The organism is Pseudomonas sp. MF09150, assembly GCF_059862355.1.
The window spans coordinates 37,025-62,073 of record NZ_JCBCUS010000015.1; the positions used below are offsets into that span (position 1 = coordinate 37,025).

Annotated in this window: 26 protein-coding genes and 1 pseudogene; 14 read left to right on the forward strand and 13 right to left on the reverse strand. The window is 64.9% G+C overall.

Annotated elements, in window-relative coordinates; all coding sequences use genetic code 11:
* Positions 1-3 precede the first annotated feature (3 nt).
* Complete coding sequence (locus tag AC19YX_RS32605) at positions 4-435, forward strand: hypothetical protein (protein WP_020299956.1); 432 nt, start codon at positions 4-6, stop codon at positions 433-435.
* A 60-nt stretch (positions 436-495) separates the two neighbouring features.
* Here the strand turns inward: AC19YX_RS32605 and pdxR are convergent, their stop codons facing one another.
* On the reverse strand, positions 496-1,983 hold the full coding sequence (gene pdxR / locus AC19YX_RS32610) for a MocR-like pyridoxine biosynthesis transcription factor PdxR (RefSeq protein ID WP_500607871.1): 1,488 nt from the start codon (positions 1,981-1,983) through the stop codon (positions 496-498).
* A gap of 76 nt (positions 1,984-2,059) precedes the next feature.
* Here pdxR and AC19YX_RS32615 point away from each other — a divergent pair, with 76 nt between their 5' ends.
* The 4 genes from AC19YX_RS32615 to AC19YX_RS32630 all read left to right on the forward strand — a co-directional run bounded on the left by AC19YX_RS32615 (position 2,060) and on the right by AC19YX_RS32630 (position 5,691).
* Positions 2,060-3,739 carry a M24 family metallopeptidase gene (locus AC19YX_RS32615; RefSeq protein WP_500607872.1) on the forward strand — a complete coding sequence of 560 codons (1,680 nt, stop codon included), beginning with the start codon at positions 2,060-2,062 and terminating at the stop codon, positions 3,737-3,739.
* A 79-nt stretch (positions 3,740-3,818) separates the two neighbouring features.
* The gene (locus tag AC19YX_RS32620) at positions 3,819-4,586 is read left to right on the forward strand and encodes a hypothetical protein (RefSeq protein ID WP_500607873.1); all 768 of its coding nucleotides are present in this window, start codon (positions 3,819-3,821) and stop codon (positions 4,584-4,586) included.
* Between the two features lie 32 nt (positions 4,587-4,618).
* Positions 4,619-5,086, forward strand: coding sequence for a hypothetical protein (locus tag AC19YX_RS32625; RefSeq protein ID WP_500607874.1), 468 nt, complete (start codon positions 4,619-4,621; stop codon positions 5,084-5,086).
* Between the two features lie 26 nt (positions 5,087-5,112).
* Positions 5,113-5,691 carry an SMI1/KNR4 family protein gene (locus AC19YX_RS32630; protein WP_500607875.1) on the forward strand — a complete coding sequence of 193 codons (579 nt, stop codon included), beginning with the start codon at positions 5,113-5,115 and terminating at the stop codon, positions 5,689-5,691.
* A gap of 9 nt (positions 5,692-5,700) precedes the next feature.
* Here the strand turns inward: AC19YX_RS32630 and AC19YX_RS32635 are convergent, their stop codons facing one another.
* From AC19YX_RS32635 to AC19YX_RS32655, 5 genes are all read right to left on the reverse strand, one after another.
* Complete coding sequence (locus tag AC19YX_RS32635; protein ID WP_500607876.1) at positions 5,701-6,729, reverse strand: hypothetical protein; 1,029 nt, start codon at positions 6,727-6,729, stop codon at positions 5,701-5,703.
* A gap of 63 nt (positions 6,730-6,792) precedes the next feature.
* Complete coding sequence (locus AC19YX_RS32640; protein ID WP_078469725.1) at positions 6,793-7,254, reverse strand: GNAT family N-acetyltransferase; 462 nt, start codon at positions 7,252-7,254, stop codon at positions 6,793-6,795.
* Positions 7,255-7,334: 80 nt separating this feature from the next.
* On the reverse strand, positions 7,335-8,975 hold the full coding sequence (locus AC19YX_RS32645; RefSeq protein ID WP_500607877.1) for a glycosyltransferase family protein: 1,641 nt from the start codon (positions 8,973-8,975) through the stop codon (positions 7,335-7,337).
* Between the two features lie 236 nt (positions 8,976-9,211).
* Positions 9,212-9,520, reverse strand: a complete 309-nt coding sequence (locus AC19YX_RS32650) for a hypothetical protein (RefSeq protein ID WP_078469723.1) — start codon at positions 9,518-9,520, stop codon at positions 9,212-9,214.
* Positions 9,517-10,224 (reverse strand): AzlC family ABC transporter permease, encoded by a 708-nt coding sequence (locus AC19YX_RS32655; protein ID WP_078469722.1) that lies wholly within the window; start codon positions 10,222-10,224, stop codon positions 9,517-9,519. Before AC19YX_RS32655 ends, AC19YX_RS32650 begins: the two co-directional genes overlap by 4 nt.
* A 177-nt stretch (positions 10,225-10,401) precedes the next feature.
* On the opposite strand from AC19YX_RS32655, the gene AC19YX_RS32660 reads away from it, so the two are divergent.
* Positions 10,402-10,884: a hypothetical protein gene (locus AC19YX_RS32660; RefSeq protein ID WP_500607878.1), complete on the forward strand. Its 483-nt coding sequence runs from the start codon at positions 10,402-10,404 to the stop codon at positions 10,882-10,884.
* A 74-nt stretch (positions 10,885-10,958) separates the two neighbouring features.
* Here the strand turns inward: AC19YX_RS32660 and AC19YX_RS32665 are convergent, their stop codons facing one another.
* Together AC19YX_RS32665 and AC19YX_RS32670 are read right to left on the reverse strand one after the other, a co-directional pair.
* Positions 10,959-11,840, reverse strand: a complete 882-nt coding sequence (locus tag AC19YX_RS32665; RefSeq protein ID WP_500607879.1) for an alpha/beta fold hydrolase — start codon at positions 11,838-11,840, stop codon at positions 10,959-10,961.
* An 11-nt stretch (positions 11,841-11,851) separates the two neighbouring features.
* The gene (locus AC19YX_RS32670) at positions 11,852-12,919 is read right to left on the reverse strand and encodes a sugar phosphate isomerase/epimerase family protein (protein ID WP_500607880.1); all 1,068 of its coding nucleotides are present in this window, start codon (positions 12,917-12,919) and stop codon (positions 11,852-11,854) included.
* 140 nt (positions 12,920-13,059) lie between these two features.
* On the opposite strand from AC19YX_RS32670, the gene AC19YX_RS32675 reads away from it, so the two are divergent.
* Positions 13,060-13,668 (forward strand): TetR/AcrR family transcriptional regulator, encoded by a 609-nt coding sequence (locus AC19YX_RS32675; RefSeq protein ID WP_500607881.1) that lies wholly within the window; start codon positions 13,060-13,062, stop codon positions 13,666-13,668.
* 2 nt (positions 13,669-13,670) lie between these two features.
* Here the strand turns inward: AC19YX_RS32675 and AC19YX_RS32680 are convergent, their stop codons facing one another.
* The gene (locus AC19YX_RS32680; RefSeq protein ID WP_500607882.1) at positions 13,671-14,555 is read right to left on the reverse strand and encodes an EamA family transporter; all 885 of its coding nucleotides are present in this window, start codon (positions 14,553-14,555) and stop codon (positions 13,671-13,673) included.
* A 117-nt stretch (positions 14,556-14,672) separates the two neighbouring features.
* On the opposite strand from AC19YX_RS32680, the gene AC19YX_RS32685 reads away from it, so the two are divergent.
* A complete protein-coding gene (locus AC19YX_RS32685; protein WP_078469716.1) occupies positions 14,673-15,455 on the forward strand; it encodes an AraC family transcriptional regulator in 783 nt (260 codons plus the stop codon).
* 83 nt (positions 15,456-15,538) lie between these two features.
* On the opposite strand, the gene AC19YX_RS32690 is transcribed toward AC19YX_RS32685, so the two are convergent.
* Positions 15,539-15,856: a hypothetical protein gene (locus tag AC19YX_RS32690; RefSeq protein WP_020299973.1), complete on the reverse strand. Its 318-nt coding sequence runs from the start codon at positions 15,854-15,856 to the stop codon at positions 15,539-15,541.
* 296 nt (positions 15,857-16,152) lie between these two features.
* Here AC19YX_RS32690 and AC19YX_RS32695 point away from each other — a divergent pair, with 296 nt between their 5' ends.
* From AC19YX_RS32695 to AC19YX_RS32705, 3 genes are all read left to right on the forward strand, one after another.
* Positions 16,153-16,602 carry a hypothetical protein gene (locus AC19YX_RS32695; protein WP_500607883.1) on the forward strand — a complete coding sequence of 150 codons (450 nt, stop codon included), beginning with the start codon at positions 16,153-16,155 and terminating at the stop codon, positions 16,600-16,602.
* A gap of 4 nt (positions 16,603-16,606) precedes the next feature.
* On the forward strand, positions 16,607-16,951 hold the full coding sequence (locus AC19YX_RS32700; protein ID WP_201129357.1) for a hypothetical protein: 345 nt from the start codon (positions 16,607-16,609) through the stop codon (positions 16,949-16,951).
* Positions 16,952-17,062: 111 nt separating this feature from the next.
* Entirely contained in the window at positions 17,063-18,517 is a 1,455-nt protein-coding gene (locus tag AC19YX_RS32705; RefSeq protein ID WP_500607884.1) for an ArnT family glycosyltransferase, read from the forward strand.
* Between the two features lie 82 nt (positions 18,518-18,599).
* Here the strand turns inward: AC19YX_RS32705 and pmrG are convergent, their stop codons facing one another.
* Entirely contained in the window at positions 18,600-19,280 is a 681-nt protein-coding gene (gene pmrG, locus AC19YX_RS32710) for a lipopolysaccharide core heptose(II)-phosphate phosphatase PmrG (protein WP_500607885.1), read from the reverse strand.
* A 498-nt stretch (positions 19,281-19,778) separates the two neighbouring features.
* Between pmrG and AC19YX_RS32715 the strand changes: the two are divergent.
* Both AC19YX_RS32715 and AC19YX_RS32720 read left to right on the forward strand, forming a co-directional pair.
* Positions 19,779-20,657, forward strand: a pseudogene (locus AC19YX_RS32715) (methyl-accepting chemotaxis protein); the annotation flags it as partial.
* A gap of 201 nt (positions 20,658-20,858) precedes the next feature.
* Positions 20,859-21,563, forward strand: a complete 705-nt coding sequence (locus tag AC19YX_RS32720) for a methyl-accepting chemotaxis protein (RefSeq protein WP_371106558.1) — start codon at positions 20,859-20,861, stop codon at positions 21,561-21,563.
* A gap of 94 nt (positions 21,564-21,657) precedes the next feature.
* Here the strand turns inward: AC19YX_RS32720 and AC19YX_RS32725 are convergent, their stop codons facing one another.
* Positions 21,658-22,050: a DUF6124 family protein gene (locus tag AC19YX_RS32725; RefSeq protein WP_500607886.1), complete on the reverse strand. Its 393-nt coding sequence runs from the start codon at positions 22,048-22,050 to the stop codon at positions 21,658-21,660.
* 530 nt (positions 22,051-22,580) lie between these two features.
* On the opposite strand from AC19YX_RS32725, the gene gliR reads away from it, so the two are divergent.
* On the forward strand, positions 22,581-23,612 hold the full coding sequence (gene gliR / locus AC19YX_RS32730) for an AraC family transcriptional regulator GliR (protein WP_078469710.1): 1,032 nt from the start codon (positions 22,581-22,583) through the stop codon (positions 23,610-23,612).
* Here the strand turns inward: gliR and AC19YX_RS32735 are convergent.
* Positions 23,609-25,048 (reverse strand): N-acyl-D-amino-acid deacylase family protein, encoded by a 1,440-nt coding sequence (locus tag AC19YX_RS32735; protein WP_078469709.1) that lies wholly within the window; start codon positions 25,046-25,048, stop codon positions 23,609-23,611. The two genes, gliR and AC19YX_RS32735, sit on opposite strands and share 4 nt — an antisense overlap.
* Position 25,049 lies beyond the last annotated feature (1 nt).

A 25,049-nucleotide genomic window follows, 5' to 3' on the forward strand; every position in this document is an offset into this window, starting at 1 on the left:
GGCATGACAAACGAATACAACATGGCACTGGTGATCGGCGCCGGGCTCAGCCTGCTGGCGGCGCTGATGCATGTCGGGGTGATAGTGGGCGGGCCTTCCTGGTATCGCCTGTTTGGCGCGGGCGAACGCTTTGTGCGGGCAGCCCAGGCCGGGCGCTGGTTTCCGGCGCTGGTCACGGCGGGGATTGCCCTGGTGCTCGGCGCATGGGCGGCGTATGCCCTGTCCGCGGCCGGCGTCATCGAGCCCCTGCCCCTGCTGCGCCCGGCACTGTGCGCGATCACCCTGGTCTACCTGCTGCGCGGCCTGTTGGGGCCCTTCACCCTGGTCGGCACCGGGCGCAGCGTGCGCTTCGTGGTGGTCAGCTCGGTGGTGTGCCTGGTCTATGGCCTGGTGCACCTGTTCGGCCTGGTGCAGGTCTGGGGATCACTGGCCTAGGCCACAGTCCTGCAGCGGCGCGCTGCAGCCCGCTCTCGGCAGCGGCTGAACCTGCATTGCCTAGCGGGCGATGGCAGCTGCCGCCTGCACCAGACGCGCTGTGGCCAGCCGGATTTCCTCCCGATTGAGCGAGGCGAAGCCTATGCGCAGGGCATTTTCCGGTTGATCCAGCGGCGAAAACTGGCGACCGTTGCGCACCACCAGGCCATATTCCAGGGCCTTTTTTACCAGTTGATCGACATCGATTTCCGCCTCGAAACCGACCCACAGCGCCAGCCCGCCTTCCGGCTCCCGAACTGAAATCCGCTCGCCAAACCCATCCAGCAGGCCACTGTGCAGGGTTTCCCGGCGCCGCAGATACTCCTTCGAAACCCGGCGCAGGTGCTTCTTCAGTTCACCGTCATTGATCAGGTCCGCGAGCATCCGCTGCATGACCGCATCCCCCTGGCCCAGGGTCAGCGCAGCATGTCGCTCCAGCACCTCGATGACATTGGTGGGCGCCACCACATAGCTGCAACGGAAGGTCGACCCCAGGGCCTTGGACAGCGAGCCGATGTAGATCACGTGGCGCTGCGTGCTGTCGCTGGCCAGGGGCAGGTATGGCCGCCCGTCAAAGTGGTACTCGTGGTCGTAATCTTCCTCGATCACACAAAAATCATGGCGCCTGGCCAATGCCAGCAATTGTTGCCGGCGTCCGGCGTGCAGGCTGACGGTGGTGGGAAACTGGTGATGGGGCGTGAGGTAGATCATCCGCACCTTGTGCACCCGGCACAGCGCGTCAATCTGATCGACCCGGCAGCCTTCGCTGTCCAGGTCCAGGGTCACCAGTTGCGCCCCCAGCTTGCGAAAGATCTCCCACGCCGGTGGATAACTCAGGCGCTCCACCAGCACCACATCGCCGGGTTTGAGCAGCGCGCTGGCGGTCAGGTACAGCGACATCTGGGTGCCCTGGGTCAGGCAGATATGCTCGGCGCCAACGGCCAGACCGCGATTGTGGCGCAGCATGTCGGCCAGCGCGCGGCGCAGGTGATGGCTGGTTTGCTCGCTGCCGTGACGCACGGTATTGGAGGCGAAACTGCTGCGCAGCGCGTTGCGATAGTAGCGGTGCAATACGGCTTGAGGCAGCAGGCGGTGGTCGCACGCACCGTTATCGATGAACAGTGTGCCGGGCCGATGCTGCAAGGCCGGCACCTGGTCGCCCTGGGTGAAATACGCCACCGCGGGGTGCGCCAGCAGTTCCAGGGCGAAAGACGGCTGGGCACTGCGGGCGCTGGGCTGGGCGGCCAATTGCGCGTTGACAAAGGTGCCGCGGCGCGGCTCGCTGACCAGCCAGCCCTTGGTGATGGCTTCTTCATAGGCCAGGATCACGGTCTTGCGATTGACGTCGAGCAGCTGCGCCATTTCCCGTGTCCCGGGCAGCAGCGTCCCGGGGGTCAGGCGTCCGTCGACGATGGCCTTGACCAGGCCGTCGACAATCCGCCGGTAAGACGCCTGGGACTCGCTCCCCTCAAGTTGCAGCAAGGGGCGCCATTTACGCATCTGGACCATCTGAAGTATCCAAATCTGGAGGTTCTAATGGTCCTAGTCTAGCGCAACAATCAGGCCTCACTTACCCGAGGTCCTTATGAACCAACGCCATGTCATTGAAGTGTCGCCATCGGGGAAAACCTTTGACGCCGGGGATGAGCTGCTGCTCGACGCCATGCTCGCCAGCGGCTTGCCGGTGCCGTTCTCATGCCGCCGCGGGGCGTGTGGGTCGTGCAAGGTCAAGGTGATAAGCGGGCAATACCGCGCCACGCCCCAGGCTGCGAATGGTGCGCCTGCCTCCTTCCCCCTGGCGGCCGATGAACTGCTTTTGTGCCAGAGCCATGCCTGCGCGGACATGCGCCTGGAGATCCCCGGCTGGTCCCTGGACACCCCGACCCTGGCGATCGACGCCCGTGTGCTGAGCCTTCGTGCCTTGAGCGCCGACGTCATCGAACTGGTGCTGCAGCCGGGCACCCGGGAGCCACTTGACGTCAGGCCCGGGCAGTACCTGAAGTTTCGTCTGGGGGAGGACCACAGCCGCTGCTACTCGATCGCCAACCTCCCGGCCGAGGATCAGGGGCAACTGGTCTTTCATATTCGCCAGGTTCGCGGCGGGTGGTTTTCCGAGGGCATCCTGCCGACCCTGGAGATTGGCCAGCCCCTGACCCTGGAAGGCCCGTTCGGCGCCTGTACCTGGCAGCACGATGATGATCGTCCGGTCGTCCTGTTCGCCACCGGCACCGGCTATGCCGGGGTCAAGCCGATCCTGCTCAATGCCCTGGCCCGGGGAGCCAGGCTGACGTTGTACTGGGGCGGTTCAGGCCCGGCGGATTTTTACGACCGCGACTTCCTCGACCGGGCCGGCGTCGAGCACCCGGGGTTTGCCTGGCACCCGGTGCTGGCGGCGCAAGCCCGGGTGCAACAGGTCGCACTCGGCCATGGGCACCCCTGGGCAGAGGCCCAGGTCTATGCCTGCGGCAACAGCACAATGATCAGCCAGGTCCGCGCGCAATGCCTGGCTGCCGGCCTGGCGCCACACCGTTTTGTCGCGGAAGCCTTTGTGCCCAACGGCGTGCCAGCCCCGGTGTCGACATTCAAGCCTCTGGATCCCGTGTGGGAGAAGGTCGGCCCGCGCTATTCCCTGGACGGCATGCTGGCCGCCCGCGAACAATCGGTTCGCGCCCTGGCCTTGATCGCCAGCCAACTGCGGGTCGGCATGACCACCGCCGAAGCCATTGATATGGCCAACCGGCAACTGACCCGGATGGGCGCATCCCACACGTGGCACCCGACCTATATCCGCTTCGGCGAAGACACCATTCGCTCGCCACGGGAGCGCATCGACCCCCTGCGCCAGCTGCGCGCGACCGATATCGCCGTGGTCGATCTCGGCCCGGTGTGGGACGGCTATGAAGGCGACTATGGCGACACTTTCGTGTTCGGCGAGCACCCGCTGCACCGGGCGTGCGTCACGGCCTTGCATGAGGTCTTCGACGAAACCCGCGAGGCCTGGCAGCGGGGGCTGACCGGTCGCGGGCTCTACGATTTCGCGGAGCGCAGCGCGGCGGCGAAGGGCTGGATGCTGGAACGAAACCTGGCCGGGCACCGCATCGCCGACTTCCCCCACGCCCTGTTCGGCAATAAAAAACTGGCCGAGCTGGAAATCGTACCGAGCGAGATGGTCTGGGTCCTGGAAATTCAGCTCTGCCATCCCACCGAAGCCGTCGGTGCGTTCTTCGAGGACATCCTGATCGGCGAGGCCCGCCCGGCCCCGTGAGCCGCGAGCGCTGCGCCCTGTACCGGTGTCGGTTCGGCCTCTGATAAGCTTGCCGCCCCCTATCTACACCCGGTGCAGGATGCACGATCTATTAAACCCGGCAGTGTCTTACCAGGCCGAAAGCGAGCAGCAGGCCCTGGCTCGCTACAGCGGCTTCGGTGAAACGTTGTTTGCCGAGCTGTATCGGCACTTCCCCTCACTGACAGGCCAGGTGCGGTTTTTCCGCAACGGTGAACTGCCGGATGTCTGGGCCGTTTGCGGCACCGGGCCTTCGGCGTTCGCGGTGCAGCTGGACCCTGATATCGACGTCATCTGCCTGTGGAATGCACGCCTTCAGGAAGAAATCACCGCCTGGAACCCCGAGCCCGTGGCCCACGCCATGGCCCGCATCCGCACCGACTACTACCGGCTGGAGGGGGCCGAAGTGCTGCAACAGTGGCTCGACCTGGCCCGGGATGATGAGGTGGTGATCGATCCGGAGCACATCAACCACGAAGCCCAGAGCAACCTGTGGCGGTTTTCGCCCACCGACGAGCAGACCCCGGGCATCACCGTGGCCGGCATCGGTGGCTTTATCAATGCCATCCTCGAAGCCCGCCGCGCCAGCCTGGGCCGAAGCGCGATGCTGTTCTACTGCTGGCACGACGCCCAGGTGCGCCAGCTGCGCTTCAGCCTGGTCTCGCAAAGCCACGGCCGCCTGCCCTTCGGGCGCAAGACCCGGCGCACCGAGCAGGTCGAAGACATCGCCCAGCGCCTGTATGCCGACTGGCACGAACTGCCGAGGCAGATCCACACGCCCGAGGCGACGCGCCATATCCTCCCGGTGTTTGTCGCGGCGATAGCCTGACCCTACCCTTTTCAACCGCTAGGCGATTGAACATGAACACAGCCTTGAATTCGATTTTCACCACCCTGGCCGAGGCCGCCGAACAATCACGCGCCCAGGGCGATAAATGGATCGTCATCGACTGTGCCTACCAGCACCTCGACGCCCTGCGCCTGCATGACTACCCGCAGGTACTGGAGCAGATCCTGGCCTTGGTCGAAACCTATCCGGAACTGGATTACGGCGGCCCCGGACCGTTCGGGATGCTGATCGAAGCCCAGGCCATTGCGGCCTATGAAGGGGCGCTGCTGGCGTCCCTGGCGCGCCAACCCAGCTGCCAGGTCCTCGGTTGGCTGAGCCGCACAATGCAGCTCGAAGACGCCGAGCGTAACGCCCTGGGCCTGATTTCACGGGCGCGTTTTGCGCAACTGCTGGAGGACGTCCAGGTCCATCCATCAGTGCCCAAGGACTGCGTTGATTTTGCCCAGTTCTGCCAGGAAGACGATCAACCAGAAACCTGAGTGCACTCCCCTTTGAGGCTGACCCCATGAGCGCTACCCACTCCCACGCCCAGACCCTGGCCGCTATCGCCCATTGGGTTGCGCAACACGCGCCAGACCTGCCGCCGATGTTCCGGCCCGGCGCATCAGAGGCAGAGATGGCCGAGGCTGAACGCCAGCTTGGACTGTCTCTGCCGCCCATGCTGCGCGCGCTTTATGCCATCGCCGACGGCCAGACCGAAGGCGCCGCCACGCTGCTGGATGCTTTTGCCTGGATGCCCTTGAGCGAGGTGGTGGATCGCGCGGCCTTCCTCAACGAGTTCTTCCCGGGCGGGGTCAACGAAGAAGACCCCGACCATGAGCCGATGCAGGTGGATGCCGGTATTCGCCCGACCTGGTGGTGGCCGCAATGGCTGCCGATCATGGCCAATGGCGGCGGCGATTATCTGTGCGTCGACCTTGACCCGGCACCCGGCGGGCAGCCCGGCCAAGTGCTCGCCTACTTCCATGACGAGACCTATCGCAGCCTGGTAGCGCCCGGGGTCGAGGGGCTGATCGAGCATGTCGCCAGGGGGTTGGCCAACGGCACTTTCGGCCTCACGGACGGCATGCTCTGCGAGGTCTAGCAGGCAACCTCAGAACACCCCGCGCGCCTTCGCCAACCCCAGGCGCTGCTGCTCGGCGTCGATCAGGGCATCGATCTTGCGCTTGCCGGTCCACAGCGCCAGGCTGCTCAGGGCCGGTGGCAGGGGCTGCTGGATCAGCGCCAGCAGGTCCAGCCCCGGGGTCTTGATCAGGCGCAACTGGGTCAACCGGGAGGCGGCCAGCCCCGTAAGCCCGGTCAGGCCTGTGAGGTTGTCCAGGTGCAGTTGCTCAAGCAGCGGCGCCCGCTCCAACGCCAGCTGCGAGAGCTGCGCCTGATCGGCCACGTAGAGCTTTTTCAGTGCCGCGAAGCGCCCCAGGTCCAGCTCGGCCAGCCCCCGCACCCGCAGCACTTCCAGGCTGTCGAGTTGCTGGTGGTGCAACTCCGGCATGGCCTCGCGGCTGCCAAAACTCACCGACAATTGCCGCAGGCCGCGCATCGGGCTGACCATCTCCAGCGAGGTCTTGGCCGGCAACCGGTGCAAGGCCAGCCGGGTGATCCCCGCATGCTCGGCCAGCACCCGCAGGTTGTGGCTTTGCGCGCTGATTGAAAGGTTCTTCAGCCCGGGCATGCGGGCAATCGGCGCCAGGTCCAGCGGCGGGCCTTTGTCCTGGGAGACATGCAGCTCCTGCAGTTGGCCCAGGTTGGGCAAGCCGAGGATATCGGGCGTATTGCCGATGCGGATTTGCAGCCCGAACTCCGTCAGCGCGGCCAGGCCCGCCAGCGCGCCAAGGTCGCCGCGGGTCTCTTCGCAGTCCAGGGTCAACGAGCAGACATGGGGCAGCAGGCGCAGGTTGGCGCAGTCGAACGCATCATTCGGGTAATGGGAGTAAAAACGGACGTTGATCCGCCGACCGTACTCTTTGCACAGCGCATCCAGTTGGGTCAGCAGCGCGGCGTCGTACTGATCGGAGCGGTAGAACTGCACGATGACCTGGTCCAGTTGGTCGTCATCCAGCAGGGCGCGAACCCGAGGTTCCAGGTCGAGGTGGGTTAGGTCATACAGTCGGTTGTTGGGCATGTGCGGTCCTTCGTCAGTGGCGCGAAAAGAATACAGGCTTCGGCCACACAACAGGCTGCGCGTTCACGGCTCAGGGGACAGCTCGCGTTCCATGACGATGGTGCGCTCGCCGTCGTCCTCGATCTCGCGCACCACTTGGTAGCCAAGCCGCGCGTAGAAGGCCTGGGCGGTCAACGATGACGGTACTGCCAGCACCGTCACCCCAGCCTCGCGGGCCGCGCGCTCGACCACGAACATCAGGTGCCGCCCGATGCCGCGCTTGTGCATCCTAGGGTCGACGAAGACCGAGCGCACGGCGCGCCCGTCGAGGCTGGCGGTGCCGACCGGGACGCCGCCGATCAAGGCCACGAACATCTGGCGCTTCTTCATCAGTTCGGCCACCGCGGCCGGAGTGAAACTCTGCTGGACCCGGGCGATGACACTGGGCGGATAGTCCTGGGCGTTGCTGCCGAGCAACGCTGCAAGAATCACCTGGCTGACTCCAGGTGCATCGCTGTCACGGGCCAATCGAATCAGACACGGCATAACTTCTCCCGCTATGAAACCGCACACTTGACTGCTCAGCATAATCCAAGCGCAGGTAGTTTTCGTACAGCGCCCAAGGCTTATGGCATCTGGAACACCAGACACGGGCTGTCGTTCAGGCGCCCTTCAAAGGCCGGGGTGGATGGCGCCAGCACGCTGCCCTGCAACAGCGCCCGATCCTTGCGCGCCACGATTACCCAGGCCCCGCGTGGCAGGGCGTCCAGTTGTGCACGCTGGGCCTTGGCGATAAACAGCGGCTGCTCGTCGTGATCCAGGTTCATCATGTAGCGCACGGCCCAGGTGTCCTGGCCGAGGTTGAAAAACACCAGCGGCCCCGGATTGGCGGCGCGCAACCCTTCGACCTGATCGACAAAACCCCGGGTGTCGAACTGCAGGTCCTTGGCCGGCTCCACCACCTTGATCAACAGCCACCATTGCGCCGCCAGCGCGATCAGGCTGAGCAGCACCAGGCGGCGTCCCAGGGCCTGGCGCGTGGTGCGCCAGCCCTGGATGGCCAGCAGTTGCAGAAGCACAAACGTCCCCACCAACAGCGGCAGGGACACCGGCGGCCAGTAACCGTGCTTGTGCCAACTGTGCCGACAAACAAACAGCACCAGGATGCACAACGCCGGCAACACCGCCACCAGCCAGGTGTAGGCGCCTCGCACCTTGAGCATCCAGCCCTGGGCGTTGAGCAGGCCGTAAGCGGCCACCGCCGCGAACATCGGCACCATGGGCAGGATGTAATAGGCACGCTTGAAGTGCGGCACCGATAGCCCCAGCAGAAGCATCAGGCCGCATGCCCCCAGGCGCATCACCAATTGCAGATCGCCCTGGGCATGCCGCAGGTGCCACTGCCGGCGCAGGGCAAACAGCGTCGCCAGGGCCAGGGGCACCACCGGGAAGTAGCGATACAGGCTGAGCTGGAAGTAGAAAAAGAACGGCTCGCCGCTTTCATCGAGGCGACCGCTGACCTGCATGTTGAACACCTGATCGGCAAACGCCTGGCCGCCGCTGAGGCGCGCCAGGTGCATCAACCCCCACCAGCAGCCCGCCAGCAGCACCAGCCCGAGCACGCCATAGGCCAGTACCCGCTTGAGCACCAGCAATCGCTCGGCGCGCGAACGCAGCGGGCCCAGCAGGCAATAGGTACAGGCCACGCCGCAGACTTCGATCAGCCCCAACGGGCCGCGAATGACGAACGCCAGCACCAGCAACGGCAACACGCCAAGGCGCCGCCAGCGCGAGCCGATCTGCTCGCCGCTGTGCAACAGGTAGAAGGCCCCCAGGCACAGCAGGGAGACCATCTGGTCGAGGCAGACCGAACGTGACTTCTCCAGCAACTGGGTGGTCAGCGCCGTGAGCAACACCGCCAGCAATGCCCAGGCCCGGCCATGGGGCGCGAGCAGGCGATACAACAGCGCCAGCACCCCGGCCGAGGCGATGGCCGTGGGCAAGACATTGGCCAAGTGGTTGGGCGCACCGAACAGCTGGGCCCACAGCCAACTGAACAAGGTCGCGGTGCCCGGGTAATCCGGGTACGGCTGGCCGTAGGTGGTGGGGAACAGGCTGGGGCCGTGGCGGAACATTTCCTGAAGGAACAGCGCCCAGCGTCCATCGAACCCCTGGGGCTGCTGGTCCCAGATCCCCAGGGTGAACAGCACCAGGGCCAGTAGCAGGATGCAGAACGATTCGACGCGATACCTTGTGTTGTGATCCATCGCTGACCCGTCAGGTTGATTCGCCGCTCAATGGGCGTGGCCATGGTGCCGGGGCAGCCCCTGAACGCCTCCTGAACGGGCGTTGAAAAATCCGGGCGGCCGTCCGCAAACCCCGCATTTGTTGTGCTGAAGAGCTTGCCCGATGACGAACGGCACACTCCCAATGACGCGCCGCGAACACGCCATTACAAGCGCTGCGCGGCCGAGCGGGAGCAAGCTCCCTCGCCACAGTGGTTTCAATACAGATGAAGCAGCAGCGCGTAGGCGGCGGTGCCGATCACTGCGGTACTGATCAACCCGCACCCCGTGAGCAGCGCCAGGCCTGCCACCAGCAGCATAGACAGGCTGGCGGCGAGGGGGTCGCGGCTGATCTCGCTGTAGGCGATGTACAGCGCAAAATTGATAAACACCGCCACCGGCAGCACCCGCTCCAGGCAGCGTTGCAGGCTGCAGGGCAAGGGCACCCGGACCAGCGCCGGAACGACCCGCACCAGGCAACTGGCGGTGAACAGTGCGGCAATGGCCATCAGCGTCGAGGGGTTCATAGCTTGGCCCAAGTCAGGATCAGGGTGGCCAGCAGCACACTGGGGATCCAGAAATACACCGGCCCCAGCCACTGGATCAGCCCCCAGGCGCACAGCACGCACAACGTCAGCGCACCGAGCATCGGCAGCCAGCGCTCACGCACTTGCAGCAGGCGGCCACGCAGCTGGGAAATCGACAAATACATCAGCACCACGCTGGCCGGGTAGCCCAGGTTGACCTCGGCGCCGACCCACTGCGCCGGCAGCAGTTGGCCGAGCAGCGCACCCAGGACCCCGGCGGCGGCCCAGGTGAGAAAGATCGTGGCCCGAATCAACAGCACCGCCCCGGGCCCGTCCTGTTCCCGTTCGGTGGCGTAGGCTTCATCGCCGAGCATGTGCGCGGCCAGCACCTTGCGCCCCCAGGGCCGGGGCAAGCGGCCCGCGGTGGTAAAGGCAATCGGCAGGTAGCGGCTGTTGATCGAGGCGGTGACCAGCAGCATGGTGAAAAAGCCCGCCCCGGACTGCTCCAGGGGCAGCACCGCAAATTGCCCACTGCCGGAGAACCCCAGCACGCCGATCAAGGCCACCTCCAGCAGGGACCAATCCGCACGCCCCGCCAGCACCCCGAACAGCAGGCTGACCGGCACGATGGCCAGCGCCGTCGGTGCCACCCGGCGCCAGACACTCGAGCGGCCCGGTGTCCATTCCAACTCACTGCCTTGCATAACCACCTCCGATATCCCACGGGCAGCATGCAAGGCTCAGGCAACAGGGTCTTGTACGATTGTGCGGGCTGGCGTCAGCCCCGATTCACCACAGGAAAACCACACAAACTCCACAGTGTGCCGCGCCCGCTATCGATAGCCTGGTGCGCTCATCAGCCCTCAACGGTCCGCTTCCCCATGTTCCGAACCTCCACCCCCATACGTACCGTGCGCGCCATTGACTGGTTTATCACCTACCTGGTCGGCGTCGCGGCGCTGTCCCTGGTTGTGGCCCTGTCGTTCGGCCTGCTGATGCTTGGTGGCAGCCCCACGCTGTGGAGCAGCCTGCCTTCAGTGATGTCTTTCAGCCTGGCGATCGGGTGTTTGAGCGTCATGGTGGTCGGCACCGTCGCGGCCCTGCCCTGCGCCCTGTTCTTCTGGCTGGCCCAGCGTTTTACCTGGCGCCATATCGCGATCTACCTGCTGTGCGGCGCCCTGAGTGCGCTGCCCACCATTCCCCTGGTGATGCAGTTGGATCCGGATTTCTATACCGATCCAGCCGAAGAGCAGGTATCCCCCAGCACCCTGGAGCGCTGCTGGCCCCTGGCGCCGTTGTTCGGCGCCTCGGGGGCCTTGCTGGGGGCGATATTCTGGTGGCGCAGCGGCCGGCACCTGCGCTGATCAAGGGGGGGCGCTTGCCATAGCGCAGTGCCTGCGCCCGCTGCGCAAACACCGGTTTACCGGCGATGGCGCTGTCAGTTCTGCTCGGACAGGAACGGCAGCACCAGGGCGATGAACGCTTCAGGCGCCTCCTCGGTAATGAAGTGCCCGCAATCGGCGACGATGGCGCCCCGCAGATCCAGGGCATTGCCCTGCAAGGTCTCCAGCGGCGCATTGTCGGTGGCGTGCTGCGCGCCAATCGCCAGCACCGGCATGGCCAGTGGGGTCGCCGCCCGCAGCTGGTTCTGGCGGATGGTTTGCGGAATCGCCCGGTAATAACCAAAGCCGCCACTCAAGCCGCCCGGCGCCGAGTAGGCCTTGACGTAGGTGTCCACCGCCACCCGGTCCTGGCGGAACGACCACTTCTCGAACATGTAGGCCAGGTACTGCGCCTCGCGGCCGGTGATCAGCACCTCGGGCAAGTCCTGCAACTGGTTGAACATGAAGTGCCAGAGGAAAATATTCAGCTCCGGCGGGGCGAAGATCGACGGCGCCGGGGCCAGCCCCGGAATCACGGCTTCGGTGAGCACCAGTTTTTCCACCGCCTGCGGCTGGTCGCTGGCCAGGGCGTAGGCGATCCACATGCCCACGTCATGGCCCAGGACCGAATAACGCTCGTGCCCCAGAGCCTGCATCAAGGCATGCAGGCGCCCGGCACTGGTGCCGGTGTCGTAGCCGTCCCGGGGTTTATCCGACAGGCCCATGCCCGGCAGGTCCACCGCAATCGCCTGGTAGCCCTGCTCGGCCAACGCCTGCATCACGTGGCGCCAGGTGAACCAGGTCTGCGGCCAGCCCGGTATCAACAGCACCGGCCGACCCTGGCCTTGCGTCACGTAGTGCAGGCGCAGGCCGTCGATACGCTCATAACCGTGGTGCGGCTCATGTCCGGCAAAGGCCGATTGTTCAGCGTTACTCATGCTCATCATCCTTATGCCGCGACCGGCGCAATGCCGAGTAGTTGATTGATCTGGGCCTGATCCACCGGGGCTCCGGCGAAGTCGTCGAACACCTTGTCGGTCACCTGGATGATGTGCTGGTTGATAAAGGCCACGCCCTCGCGAGCCCCCTGCTGCTGATCCTTGAGGCAGCATTCCCACTCCAGCGCCGCCCAGCCGTCGTAGTCATACAGGGCCAGCTTGGAAAAAATCCCCTTGAAGTCGACCTGGCCATCGCCCAGGGAGCGGAAGCGCCCGGCACGATCAGCCCAGCCCTGATAACCGCCGTACACACCCTGGCGTCCGGTGGGATTGAACTCGGCGTCCTTGACGTGAAACATGCCGATGAACTCGTGGTAGATGTCCAGGTAGTCCAGGTAATTGAGCTGCTGCAACACGAAGTGGCTGGGGTCGAACAGCATCTTGCAGCGAGGGTGATTGCCCACCCGCGCCAGGAACATCTCGAAGGTCACGCCGTCGTGCAGGTCTTCGCCAGGGTGGATCTCGTAGCACAGGTTGACCCCCTGCTCGTCACAGGCATCGAGGATCGGCAGCCAGCGCTTGGCCAGCTCGGCAAACGCCGAATCGATCAGGCCTTCGGGGCGCTGCGGAAACGGAAAGAAATACGGCCAGGCCAGGGAGCCGGAGAAGCTGCCCATTTCTGTCAGGCCCAGACGCCGCGAGGCCTTGGCCGACATCTGCAAACGCTCCAGTGCCCATTGGGTCTTGCCCGCCGAATTGCCCTTGAGCCGGGCCGGGGCAAAGCCGTCGCACAGGCTGTCATAGGCCGGGTGCACGGCCACCAACTGGCCGAACAGGTGGGTGGTCAGCTCACTGATCACCAGCCCGTGCTCGGCCACCACACCGCTGATTTCATCGCAGTAATCCTGGCTTTGCGCGGCCAGGCTGACGTCGAACAGACGCTCATCCCAGGCCGGCAACTGCAAGGCCTTGAAGCCCATGCCGGCGGCCCAGGCGGCAATCGACGGCAGGCTGTCGAACGGCGCCGTGGCGTCACTGAATTGAGCCAGGTGCAGGCTCGGTCCTTTAAGGGTTTTCATCGGGCACTCCTATTATTTGTCGGTCGACAAACAATAGGGGCAGCGCCAGGACCCCGTCAATACGCGGGCTTGATTTTTTTGTCGATCGATCAATAATGCACGCCGGCACACACCCTTCATTCAGGCGAGGCATCCACAGCATGGCCGGCAGACCCCGGGAGTTCGATCGAGACCAGGCCTTGCGCCAGGCCTGCGATGTGTTTTGGCAGCGCGGTTTTGAAGCCACGTCCATGGCCGACCTGGTGCAGGCCCTGGGCATTGCCTCGGCCCGCATCTACGCCGCCTTCGGCTCCAAGGAAGCGCTGTTTCGCGAAGCCATTGCCCTGTACGAGAACGGTGAAGGCGCCTTTGCCGACCAGGCCCTGAGCGAAGAGCCCACGGCGCGCGGGGCCATCGAGCGCATGCTGCGCGACGCCATCGAGCTTTACACCCGTCCCGACGGGCCCCTGGGTTGCATGGTGGTGTCATCGGCGACCAACTGCACCCTGGATAACGACAGCATCCGCGAGTGGCTGGCCGGGCATCGGCGCGACCGCACCCGCTCGATCATCCAGCGCCTGGAACAGGCCGTGGAGTCCGGCGAACTGCCGCGCCAGACCCCGGTGCAAGCCTTGGGCGACTGCTACGCCACCCTGCTGCACGGGTTGTCGGTGCAGGCTCGGGACGGCATCGAAAAACCACGGCTGCTGGCCACCCTGCCCATGGCCTTGGCAGTGTTCGATGCCGCGGCCGGCACCGGTCCGGCGTAAGCCTATCGGGTTGCGCAGGGCTCCTGGGGCGGGCGCCGGCCCTTGATCAGGCCCACGGCAAGCGCCGACAGAATCAACACCATGGCCAGCGCCTCCCGGGCATCGACCTGATGCCCCAGCAGCAGCACCGAGCCCAGCACGCCGAACACCGGGATCAGCAACGACAAGGGCGCCACCCGCGACACCGGGTACTCGCGCAGCAACAGGTTCCAGCCCCAGTAGCAGAAGTGCGTGGCGCCATACACCTGGAACGCCAGGGACCACAGGGTGCGTTGATCCAGCCCGCTCGCCAGGTTCACAAAAGGCGCCGAACCCTGGCTCAGCCAGGTCAGCGCAAACAGTGGCAGCGGCGCAAACAGGCTTGACCAGACTACAAAGGCAAAGATCTCGCGCACCCCGGAGCGCTTGATGATCACGTTGCCCAGGCTCCAGCTCAGGGCGCTGATCAACAACAGCCCGTAGCCCAGTGACGTGCCCTGCCCCGGGCTGCCTTGCAGGATGCACAGCAACCCCAGCGCCGCCAGCACCAGCCCGAGCACCTGCCCTCGGCTCAAGCGTTCGCCAAACAGCAACACCCCCCAGCCCAGGGTAAAAAAGGCGCTGAACTGGATCAGCAGCGCGGCGGTGCCCGGCGCCACGCCCAGCTTGATCCCGAGGTTGATCAAGGCCCACATCGCCACCCCGAAGATCACGCCATACGCCGCCAGCCAACCGATGGCGACATGGGGCCTGCGGATAAAAAACACCCAGGGCAGGGCCGCCAGGGTAAAGCGCAGGCCCGTGAGCAGCAGCGGGTCGAGGTTGGCCAGGCCAAGCTTGGTGATCGGAAAATTAAAGCCCCAGAGCGCTGTCACCAGCACCGCCAGGATCAAGTGTCGCTTCTGCATCAGCTCGCGTTCCAGCACAAAGGCCCGCGCAAAGACGCGCCGGCGAAGACGTCACTATGACTAGCCCGGGCCATGGCCCGCTTGCAATGCCAGGCCATTGATCATTAAATTCGGGCCATGCGCCAGATAGATATCGATCCTTACGAAAACACCCCACGCGACGCCGTGGTCACCGCCAGCGACTACCACGCTGGCCAGCACTTCCCCCGCCACAGTCACCAACGCGGCCAATTCGCCCTGGCCGCCAGTGGCGTGATCACCCTGTTCACCGATGCCGGCAACTGGGTGGTGCCGCCGCAACGGGCAGTCTGGGTGCCCGCCGGCGTGCCCCATGAAATGCAGATGAGCGGCCCGGTGACCATGCTCAACACCTACATCCGCCCCCCCGCCGCCACCGCGCTCAAGCTGCCCGCGCGGTGCCAGGTGTTCGGTGTGTCCGAGTTGCTGCGCCAGTTGCTGCTGCGGGCCATGAACATTCCCGCGCTCTACGCCGAAGACAGCCACGACGGGCACTTGATGACGTTGCTGCTGCATGAAATAGCCGCCATGGCGCCGCTGTCGCTGAACGCGCCGCTGCCCGATGAACCGCGCCTGGCAAAGGCCTGCCAGCGCTTGCTGGCCCAGCCGTCCCTGGAAATCGGCATCGACTGCATGGCGCGCGAGGTGAACATGAGCCGGCGCACGTTCACCCGCCTGTTTCGCCAGGAGACCGGCATCAGTTTTGTCGAATGGCGTCAGCAGGCCTGCCTGTTGGCGGCCGTGGCGCGCCTGGGCGAGGGCGAGGCCATCACCCGGGTCGCGACCGACCTGGGCTATAGCAGCCCGAGCGCCTTCAGCAGTGTGTTTCGTCGAGTGCTGGGGGATGCGCCCAGTCGCTACTTTCCCAAACAGGCTGTGTGAGTCCAGGCCCGGGGGCCTGAACATCCTGGACCGGCAGATTGCCTGCCGGACCAGAGGCGAGTGGCTGCGCCCAGCGCAGCGTTCTACAGGAATACCGCCGAGAGCATGCCCAGGGCCCCGAGGCAGAACCCGATCAAGGCGCCACGCCCCGGCTGCTCATGGAAGATCGCCCAGATCACCAGCGGCTCCAGAAGCAGCAACGAGGTGACGGAGACCACGGTAATCAGCCAGATATCACCGACCGCGACATACCCCAGCCAGTACGCGCCAATCAGGCAGATACCGGCAAAGCACATGATCAACACCGGCAATGCCAGGTCGGCCCAGGTGGTGTTGCCGGTATGCGCCAGGCGCGCGGCGACCACTTCACTGTAGATGGCGCAGAACTCGCCCAGCACCATCAACCCTACAGCAGAAACTCCGAGTAACTCTTTGGACATGAGACAAACCCCTTTGCATTGAGAGCCAGATTTTTCAGCTCCCAGGCAGCTATGGCTCCGTTGACGGAGCCTCCATGGCAATGCGCGGGGGTTTGCGGCGGCTCAGTAATCGTGAGGAACCTGAACATGTCCATCTCCTTCTCGGGTGTTGCAAAGGGGGTTGATACAGCGCAACGAGGCCCGAGTGCGCTAGCATCACTGCCCTGCGCCTCCAGCCTCGCTGGCAGAGACTATCGCGATTTGCCCGGAAACCTGAAATGCCTGTTGCCCGCTCCCTCGATGCCTTGGAACACCAGATTCTCGACCTGCGCGATGTCGGCAACTCCATCATGGGCATCCAGGCCTGGGAGTCCGGGTCGGTGGAAGACGCCGCCCGCCGCTTCGGACTGCTCGACGACCCCGGCATCTATCGCGCAATCAGTGCCGAAGAGGCCGAGCAGGTGCTGGTCTGGCTGTTGCGGCGCGACATGGTCCACCGCCTGAAACTCATGCCCAGGGCCCAGGCCCAGCGCTTCGCCGCCGAACTGATGACCCATCTTGCCGCCCCCGGCGCCGCCTTCTATACCAACGGCCCGCTGATCAAGACCCCGGACAACCCCGGCGGCGAGGTCAACTGGACTGCTGTCAGCGACTGCACCTTCGACAGCGGCGTACTGGCCCTGGCCCCCGGGCGCATCGCTTGCGCCTGGTTTCAGGAGGAGGACTGAGGCCATGCCGCGCTTTGAAGTCTGGCATCACGCACAGCTGATCGGCTGGTCCGAACTGGAGTCCGGCGACCCGCCCATGGGCGTGGCGTTCGGCCTGTTTATCCCGGCGCCGGCCTATGCCCAGGTGCAGGCGCTGATCCGCGCCCGGGCCGAAAGCGATCAGAGCGACCTGCACCTGAGCGTGCTGCACCAGGGCCAAGCGCTGGTCTGCGCGGGTGTCTACATCCAGGACTTTTCCGCCGACTGCGGGGAAGACGCCATGGAAGTCACGGTCCTGGGAATCAGCGAGCCGCCCTACGCCGAGCTGTTCGCCCAGCACGCGGCGGCGTATTGGCGGCCGCAAGGCTGAAGCCCGCGAGCATCGCGCCCGCCGTTCACGAATTGTTAAGAATTGGCCCCGTATACTTCGTCGATTGCCTCGCGGCACTTCGATCAATCCTCTACTGGTGGCCCCAAGCTCATGTCGCGACCCGCCCCGCTGCTCTTCCTGCTTGCCGGCCTGCTGTTCTTTTTCGCCCTGGGCAATCATCAGTTGCAAGGCTCCACCGAAGCCCGGGTCGCCGGGATCGCCATGCAAATGCACCTGGATAACGACTGGGTCACCCCGCGCCTGTTCGGCCAGCCCTTCCTGGAAAAACCGCCGCTGAGCCTGTGGCTCGACGCCGGCGCCATCCGCGCCTTCGGCGGCACCCCCTGGGCCGTGCGCCTGGCCTCGGCCTTTGCCGGTCTGTTCAGTGTGCTGCTGCTGTACGCCATGCTGCGCCGTTTTGGCCGGCCGACAACGGTGGCCTGGGTCGCGGCGGCGATGCTGGCGACCATGGCCAGTTACTGGAGCAACGTGCGCGGCGTGGGCGAAGACGCCTTGCTCAGCCTGGGCGTGACCCTGGCGCTGCTGGCGTTCTTCCAGGCTCAGCGCCGCGCGGCCGATCAGCAACCGGCGCTGCTGGCCTGGCTGCTGTTCGCCGTCGGGATCGCCATTGCCACCCTGAGCAAGGGAGTGCTGGGCCTGGCGATGCCCGGGGTGGTGATTTTTGCCTACCTGGTCGCCGACAGCCTGCTGGAAAAACGCTTGGCCCCGAGCCACTGGCTGCGCCCGGCGCTGTTTACCCTGCTGGGCCTGATCCCGCTGCTGATCTGGCTCTACCTGCTGTATCAGCGCGGCGGCCTGCAAGCCCTGGGCGAGGTGCTGTGGACCAACAGCGTCGGGCGCTTCGACGGCTCCTTCGAGGAAGCCGGGCATTACGAGCCGTTCTACTACTACCTGGCCAAGCTGCCCCAGGCCTTTCTGCCGTGGAACATCCTGGTCTACCTGGGTCTGTGGCACTTTCGCAAAAGCCTGATGGAGAACCGCTACCGGCTGTTCTTCAGTCTGTGGCTGGTGGCCCAGTTCACCCTGCTGTGCCTGGCGTCGAGCAAGCGCACGGTGTACCTGATGTCGCTGACGCCAGCCGCCGCGGTCCTGGCCGCCGAATACGCCGCCGTGCTGTATCAGCGCCTGGGCCGGCAGGCCGGCAGGGGCAGCTGGCTGGGCAAACTGGGCCAGCACCGTCGTGGCCTGGCAGTGGGCATCATGACGCTGGTGGTGTGCAGCTACCTGGCCGCCGCCCAGTGGGCCGCGCCCCGGGCCGACCGCACGCTGTCGTTCCTGCCGCTGATGAATCAGGTGCAGGCGCTGCAGGCTGACCAGCACCAGGTCGGGATCTATCAAGCCAATGAGCGGGTCGGCGGTGCCAGCGTGTTCTACACCCAAAGCCAGTTGCCAGACCTGCAGACCGAGGCCCAGTTGCACGCTTTCCTCGCGGCCTCGCCGCAACATGTGGCGCTGATGGCCGCCGAGCAGGAACCCCAGGCTCCGCTGCGGGTGGTCAAAAGCATGAAAGTCGGGCGCCAGGCTTACTATTTCGTCAGCCACTGAAGTCAACGGCAAAAAAAACGGCACCCCGATCAGGTGCCGTTTTTTTTATCTCGCGCAGGGCCCGGTTGAAAGCCCGCCCGGTTCAGCGGCGGTCCAGCCCCAACGAACGCCAGTCGCTGGCTTCAATAAAGCCAAGCATCTTCGGCGCGGCCTCCAGGCTCGCACTGGAGACAAACAGCGAGGCGCCATAACCAAAGCTTGAAACCGGCAGCTTCAGGTCTTTCTCCAACTGCGCCATGCATTCGCTGTGGGTCACCAGAATCAGATTGCGCCCCGGCACCTTGTGCGCCAGGGCATCGCGCAACATGGTGTTCTTGCAGTTGAACAGCCAGTCCTCGCCGCTGCCGGCGTCGCTGAACATATAGCCCGCCGTCTGCACCGCACGGGTCAGCGGGCTGTGGTAGATATCGGCACGGTCCAGGCCCAGGTGTTCGAACTGCGCCCCGACCCCGACTGCCACATCGCGGGAACGATCGGTAATGCCGTCGGCCGCTCCCAGGCACGCGGCCCTGGAGTGATCGCAACGCTCCACATGGCGCACCAGGACGATCATCTGGCCACTGGCCCAGCCCGCATTCAGCGCCTTGAGTCCCGCCCCATCGCCATGGGCCAGGTCCGGCACCGCCATCGGCTTGAGCAGCCACAGGGTCAGCGGCAGCACCAGCAGCGCAGCCAGCAACACCACGGCGGCGTTTTTGAAACGCGCCAGGCGGCCAAAATCCGGCACGCGTCGGGTCACGGCAAAACCGAGTCTTGATTCCACGTGCACGCTGCCTCTCTGACAATGACCGGGACTACCAGCAGCCAGCGCAGACGCTACCTGGCCCGGATGACAATTGAACGCTCAACGGCGCCGTCAACCGGCGGGCAAGCGCCGAGTGACGCCAAGACTCTAAGCAGCCCGGCGTAGGCCGGCGGTGAAATGGATGTGAAAAAAGTCTCAACCCGCAGCCGAGCCCCCCGGACAACCCCGACCATCCGCCTATTGCGCTAATCCCGACAAAAACGTTTTAGCAATCGCATTTGCCGCCGATATCCCCCTACGAACACACCTTGCTGGCCACCAAAAACAACAATCTTCCGGCTACCTAACGATAAAGAAGCGCAACGTTCCTGGAGGAATTGAATGAATAGCTGGTTTGCCAACATCAGTGTCAACCTTAAGCTCGGCCTGGGGTTTGGCCTGGTCCTGGCCCTGACCACCATCCTCGCCCTGACCGGCTGGACCAGTCTGGGCAGCCTGATCGACCGCAGTAACTGGATGAGCGACATCACCCAGCTCAATGCCGGCCTGACCAAGCTGCGGGTATCACGCCTGCAATACATGCTGACCAATGGCGACGAAACCGCCGCGCAGAGCGTGCAGGCCACCCTCGATGCCTTCGTCGCCCAGCAGCAGAAACTGCTCAACAGCTTCAAGAGCCCGGACAACCTCAAGCTGCTCAAGGAGCAGAGCGCGACCATCAGCGCCTATCAGGCTTCGCTGAACAAAATGCGCAGCGCCTACCGCACCGGCAACACCGCGCGCGAAGCCATGAGCAACAACGCCGAAACCGCCAACGGCCTGATCAACGCGATCAACACCCGGGTGCAGCAAATGCCGTTGAGCGACGAGCGCTTCGAGCAGTTCCAGGCCATCACCAAGGCCAAGGAAGCCTTTATGCTGGCGCGCTATGAAGTGCGCGGCTACACCGCCAACAGCAACCCGGAAACCGAACAGAAAGCCGTGGCCCAGCTCAACAACGCCATCGGCGAACTGGCCCAGCTCAACACCCACTTCAGCAGCACCCAGCAGGACGCCCTGCGCCAACTGGAAGCCGCGCTGAGTGCCTATCGCACCTCGCTGCAAGCGTTCAAGGCGGCGTTCAGCGATGCGGTTCAAGCACGCAAGGAAATGACCGATCAAGGCACCGACATCGTTGCCCGCAGCGACGAGCTGTACCAGATCCAGCTCGACCGTCGTGATGTCGAAAGCGCCCAGGCCCGCAGCCTGCAGTTGATCAGCACCCTGCTCGCCCTGCTGGTTGGGGTCCTGGCCGCGGTGATCATTACCCGCCAGATCACCCGCCCGTTGCGCGAAACCCTGGCTGTGGTGGAACGCATCGCCTCCGGCGACCTGACCCAGGATGTGCGCGTCACTCGCCGCGACGAACTCGGCGTGCTGCAACAAGGCATTGCCCGCATGGGCGTGACCCTGCGCGAGCTGATCAGCGGCATCCGTGACGGCGTGACCCAGATCGCCAGCGCCGCCGAAGAACTCTCGGCCGTGACCGAAGAAACCAGCGCCGGGGTCAACAGCCAGAAAATCGAGACCGACCAGGTCGCGACCGCCATGCATGAAATGACCGCCACCGTGCAGGAAGTCGCACGCAACGCCGAACAGGCGTCCCTGGCCGCAGCCGCCGCCGACGGTGAAGCCCGCCAGGGTGACAAAGTGGTGGCCGAAGCCATCACCCAGATCGAACGCCTGGCCAGCGAAGTGGTGCGCTCCACCGACGCCATGAGCGTGCTGCAACAGGAAAGCGACAAGATCGGCAGCGTCATGGACGTGATCAAGGCCGTGGCCGAACAGACCAATCTGCTGGCCCTCAACGCCGCCATCGAAGCGGCGCGCGCCGGAGAAGCCGGCCGTGGTTTTGCCGTGGTCGCCGACGAAGTGCGGGCCCTGGCGCAACGCACGCAAAAATCCACCGAGGAAATCGAAGCCCTGGTGGCCGGCCTGCAGAACGGCACCCAGCAAGTGGCCAATGTGATGAACAACAGCCGCAGCCTGACCGACAGCAGCGTCGAACTGACCCGCAAGGCCGGCGTGTCCCTGGAAAACATCACCCGCACGGTGTCCAACATCCAGTCGATGAACCAGCAGATCGCCGCCGCTGCCGAACAGCAGAGCGCCGTGGCCGAAGAGATCAGCCGCAGCATCATCAACGTGCGCGACGTCTCCGAACAGACCGCCGCCGCCAGCGACGAAACCGCCGCTTCCAGCGTCGAACTGGCTCGCCTGGGCAACCAGCTGCAAATGATGGTCAGCCACTTCCGCGTCTGACCCTCCCCCCATAGCCCCTGCAGCCCCCGCTGCAAGGGCGAACCCCCGTAGCCGCTGCATCCTCGCCCTCCACGGACGGGAACTCAGCCAGGCCTCAACTCACCGGGCGCGGTACACCGTCGAGCAAGGCATCGACCATGGCTCTGGCCATTTCCACGGAATGGATCATCGACCAGATCAAACCGCGCTCGATACCGCTGGCGCTGGTGATCTCATCGGCGGTTTCCTCGGCACACTTGAGCAACAGCGAGACATGCAGCAGCGCTTCTTCGGCGTTCACCCCCGGGCGTACGGCGAACAGCGGCCGTCCTTCACCGTCGCGGCAACCAAAGGTCGTGGCTCCCGTGACATTCAAGGTGTGATGCAACGACGGCGTGGCATCGCTGCTTTGCAGAGCCTGGAGTAGGGTTTTATTGGGCACTTCCAGTGCGCTGATCAGCTCACGACTGGGTTGCGGGAAAGGTGGACCGGGAACGATCTTCTTCATGGCACACAGCTCCTTCTTGGATGAAGGCCGCCAGCATCACTTGCAGATGATGGGTGGCGGCTACGTGCAGGTCTGCAAGACCGGGAAGAAGAAGCAAGCCCGGCAGACCCGAAGGTCTCCCACACGTAGCCACCATAAATCGAACTGAAAACTCAGTGATTCAGCGTGGACGCTTAGCGCTTCTTGCTTGTTCGGGCTTGCAGACCCGGTCGCTGAATAGGCAGCGACGGGCGAAGACTAGGCCCGGACATTCAGAAGGCGCAAGACAGTGAAACAGCTGAAATGTAACCGGCCGATTCTCTCGGAAAAGCCCTACAAATCAAAGAGAAAAACCGCATTAGCCAGTCGAACTTATCGCTGCTCCAACACACAGTCCTTCCGAACCGACGTCCGAACACGGCCCGAACCTTCGGCAGCGGCTACAGGGTTGGGGTTGGGGTTGGGGTTGGGGATGGCCATTTACTTTGTCGTGGGTTTCAAATTACCTTGCAGCTCGCCACGTGAAGGACTCGCCGCCAGGACGCCTCGCCATGACCCTTGGCTACACCTCGGTCCCGCCGCTGCTCAAATACCTGCGCCATGCCGAACAATTGGGCCTCCCGATCGCTCCGGCATTGGCCGCTGCCGGCCTGGAGGCCGGGCAGTTGAGCGATAACAGCCTGCGCCTGCCGGTGGAGGTTCACGAACGCCTGCTCGACTACTTCTGCGCCCACTCCGGCGACCCCTTGTTCGGCCTGCATTCGGCGCGGTTCGTCCTGCCCAACTCGTGGAGTGTGCTGGGCTACATCACCATGAACTGCGCGACCCTGGGCGAAGCGATGAACCGCATCATGCCCTTTGAAAAACTGGTGGGCGACATGGGGGTCAGCCGCGCCGAGGTGGTCGATGGCCAGGTGCGGCTGATCTGGAGTTGCCGCCATCAGCGCGCCGAAACCCGCCGGCACATGGTCGAGGATGTGCTGGCCTCCTGGCTGCTGTATGCGCGCTGGATCGCCGACACCCCGCTCTCGCCCAGCGCCGTGTGGTTCGAGCACCCGCTGCCGGACAAGGCCCGGCGCGAACAGTACGAAAATTTCTTTGGCTGCCCGGTGCTGTTCGAGCAACGCTGCTCGGCCCTGCTGGCGCCCATGGAATACCTGCAATTGCCACTGCGCCAGGCCGACCCGCAGTTGCTGCGCACCCTGGAAGAGCATGCCCTGGGCCTCATGGCGTCGCTGGAAGATGCAGCCTTGCCGCTGCAAGTCAAAAACGCCCTGCGCCAGTTGCTCAAGCAGGGCTTGCCGCGCAAGGAGCAGGTGGCCGAACAACTGGCGATGTCGGTGCGCACCCTGCAGCGCCAACTGCAACAGGCCGGCACCTCCTACCAGCAGATCCTCGATGACCTGCGCCAGGAACTGGCCGAGCACTACCTGCTGCACAGCGATCTGCCGATCCAGGACATCGCCCACTACCTGGGCTTCTCCGATCAGCGCTCATTCCACCGCACCTTCAAAAGTCGCAGCGGCATGCCCCCCGGCGAGTACCGCCACAGCCATCGCGCCCCCCATTCAGGCCGGCACTAACTGCCTTTGCGCGGCAAGAAACGCCCGGCGCGCTGACCGTTGGCCTGGCCGGCGGCATAGCTGCGCAGACCATTGACCCAGACCTCGTCGATGCCCTCGGCCGCGCGCTGCGGGTCCTTGAAGTCGGCGACGTCGCGCACCCGGGCCGGGTCGAACAGCACCAGGTCGGCCCAGTGGCCTTCGCGGATCTCGCCGCGCTGCTCCAGGCCGAAACGCGCCGCCGACAACCCGGTCATTTTGTGCACGGCGGTGTGCAGCGGGAACAAGCCCAGGTCGCGACTGAAATGCCCGAGCACCCGGGGGAAAGCGCCCCACAAGCGTGGGTGGGGAAACGGGTCTTCCGGCAGGCCGTCGGAGCCGATCATCGACAGTGGATGGGCCAGGATGCGCTGCACATCGGCCTCGTCCATGCCGTAGTACACCGCCCCCGCCGGTTGCAGGCGACGCGCGGCGTCGAGCAGCGGGCAAGCCCATTCAGCGGCGATGTCCAGCAGGTCGCGGCCACCCATTTCCGGGTGCGGGGTCGACCAGGTGATGGTGATGCGATGGGCATCGGTGACTTGCTTAAGGTCCAGGGTCGAGGAGCTGGCGGCATAGGGATAGCAATCGCAGGCCACCGATTGGGTCAGTGCTGCCCGCTCCAGGGACGCCAACAGCTGCGGGCTGCGCCCCCAGTTTCCGGCGCCGGCGCACTTGAGGTGGGAAATGATCACCGGGGCCCGGGCGTGACGGCCGATCTGAAAGGCTTCGTCCATGGCCTCCAGCACCGGCGCGAATTCGCTGCGCAAATGGGTGGTGTACAGAGCGCCAGAGGCGCTGAGTTCTTCGGCCAGTTGCTGCACTTCATCGGTCTCGGCGCAAAACGCACTGGCGTAGGCCAGGCCGGTGGACAGGCCCAGGGCACCGCTCGCCAGGCTGTCCCGCAGTTGCTCGCGCATGGCGGCAATTTCCGAGGGGCTGGCGGTGCGTTGCAGGTCATCCAGATGGTTGCTGCGCAGCGCCGTGTGCCCCACCAGCGCCGCCACATTCACCGCCGGAACCGCCGCGTCCACCGCCGCCCGGTAATCGCTGAAACGCGGGTAGACAAAGGCTCCCCGCGCGCCCAGCAGGTTCATCGGGTCCGGCGGATCGCTGCGCAGGCTGACCGGCGCGGCACTGATGCCACAGTTGCCGACAATCACCGTGGTCACGCCCTGGCTGAGTTTGGGCAGCATCTGTGGCTGGCGGATCACCACCGTGTCGTCATGGGTGTGCACGTCGATAAAGCCCGGCGCCAGCACGCGTCCGCCGGCGTCGATCTGCTGGTTGGCTTGCGCGCCCTGCAGGTCGCCAATGCGCTGGATGCGGCCCTCGCTCAGGGCCACGTCGGCCAGGTAGCCGGGACGGTTGCTGCCGTCGATGATCAGGGCGTTGCGGATCAATGTGTCGTAGTGCATG

Bases quoted from the DNA above. Each gene is read 5' to 3' on its own strand.
- AC19YX_RS32645 (WP_500607877.1), bottom strand. From the start codon at position 8,975: ATGGATCACAACACAAGGTATCGCGTCGAATCGTTCTGCATCCTGCTA.
- AC19YX_RS32615 (WP_500607872.1), top strand. From the start codon at position 2,060: ATGAACCAACGCCATGTCATTGAAGTGTCGCCATCGGGGAAAACCTTT.
- AC19YX_RS32695 (WP_500607883.1), top strand. From the start codon at position 16,153: ATGCCTGTTGCCCGCTCCCTCGATGCCTTGGAACACCAGATTCTCGAC.
- AC19YX_RS32640 (WP_078469725.1), bottom strand. From the start codon at position 7,254: ATGCCGTGTCTGATTCGATTGGCCCGTGACAGCGATGCACCTGGAGTC.
- AC19YX_RS32735 (WP_078469709.1), bottom strand. From the start codon at position 25,048: ATGCACTACGACACATTGATCCGCAACGCCCTGATCATCGACGGCAGC.
- AC19YX_RS32665 (WP_500607879.1), bottom strand. From the start codon at position 11,840: ATGAGTAACGCTGAACAATCGGCCTTTGCCGGACATGAGCCGCACCAC.
- AC19YX_RS32675 (WP_500607881.1), top strand. From the start codon at position 13,060: ATGGCCGGCAGACCCCGGGAGTTCGATCGAGACCAGGCCTTGCGCCAG.
- gliR (WP_078469710.1), top strand. From the start codon at position 22,581: ATGACCCTTGGCTACACCTCGGTCCCGCCGCTGCTCAAATACCTGCGC.
- AC19YX_RS32690 (WP_020299973.1), bottom strand. From the start codon at position 15,856: ATGGTGCTGGGCGAGTTCTGCGCCATCTACAGTGAAGTGGTCGCCGCG.
- AC19YX_RS32685 (WP_078469716.1), top strand. From the start codon at position 14,673: ATGCGCCAGATAGATATCGATCCTTACGAAAACACCCCACGCGACGCC.
- AC19YX_RS32680 (WP_500607882.1), bottom strand. From the start codon at position 14,555: ATGCAGAAGCGACACTTGATCCTGGCGGTGCTGGTGACAGCGCTCTGG.
- AC19YX_RS32605 (WP_020299956.1), top strand. From the start codon at position 4: ATGACAAACGAATACAACATGGCACTGGTGATCGGCGCCGGGCTCAGC.
- AC19YX_RS32620 (WP_500607873.1), top strand. From the start codon at position 3,819: ATGCACGATCTATTAAACCCGGCAGTGTCTTACCAGGCCGAAAGCGAG.
- pdxR (WP_500607871.1), bottom strand. From the start codon at position 1,983: ATGGTCCAGATGCGTAAATGGCGCCCCTTGCTGCAACTTGAGGGGAGC.
- AC19YX_RS32660 (WP_500607878.1), top strand. From the start codon at position 10,402: ATGTTCCGAACCTCCACCCCCATACGTACCGTGCGCGCCATTGACTGG.
- AC19YX_RS32700 (WP_201129357.1), top strand. From the start codon at position 16,607: ATGCCGCGCTTTGAAGTCTGGCATCACGCACAGCTGATCGGCTGGTCC.
- AC19YX_RS32625 (WP_500607874.1), top strand. From the start codon at position 4,619: ATGAACACAGCCTTGAATTCGATTTTCACCACCCTGGCCGAGGCCGCC.
- AC19YX_RS32635 (WP_500607876.1), bottom strand. From the start codon at position 6,729: ATGCCCAACAACCGACTGTATGACCTAACCCACCTCGACCTGGAACCT.
- AC19YX_RS32725 (WP_500607886.1), bottom strand. From the start codon at position 22,050: ATGAAGAAGATCGTTCCCGGTCCACCTTTCCCGCAACCCAGTCGTGAG.
- AC19YX_RS32650 (WP_078469723.1), bottom strand. From the start codon at position 9,520: ATGAACCCCTCGACGCTGATGGCCATTGCCGCACTGTTCACCGCCAGT.
- AC19YX_RS32720 (WP_371106558.1), top strand. From the start codon at position 20,859: ATGACCGCCACCGTGCAGGAAGTCGCACGCAACGCCGAACAGGCGTCC.
- AC19YX_RS32630 (WP_500607875.1), top strand. From the start codon at position 5,113: ATGAGCGCTACCCACTCCCACGCCCAGACCCTGGCCGCTATCGCCCAT.
- AC19YX_RS32705 (WP_500607884.1), top strand. From the start codon at position 17,063: ATGTCGCGACCCGCCCCGCTGCTCTTCCTGCTTGCCGGCCTGCTGTTC.
- AC19YX_RS32670 (WP_500607880.1), bottom strand. From the start codon at position 12,919: ATGAAAACCCTTAAAGGACCGAGCCTGCACCTGGCTCAATTCAGTGAC.
- AC19YX_RS32655 (WP_078469722.1), bottom strand. From the start codon at position 10,224: ATGCAAGGCAGTGAGTTGGAATGGACACCGGGCCGCTCGAGTGTCTGG.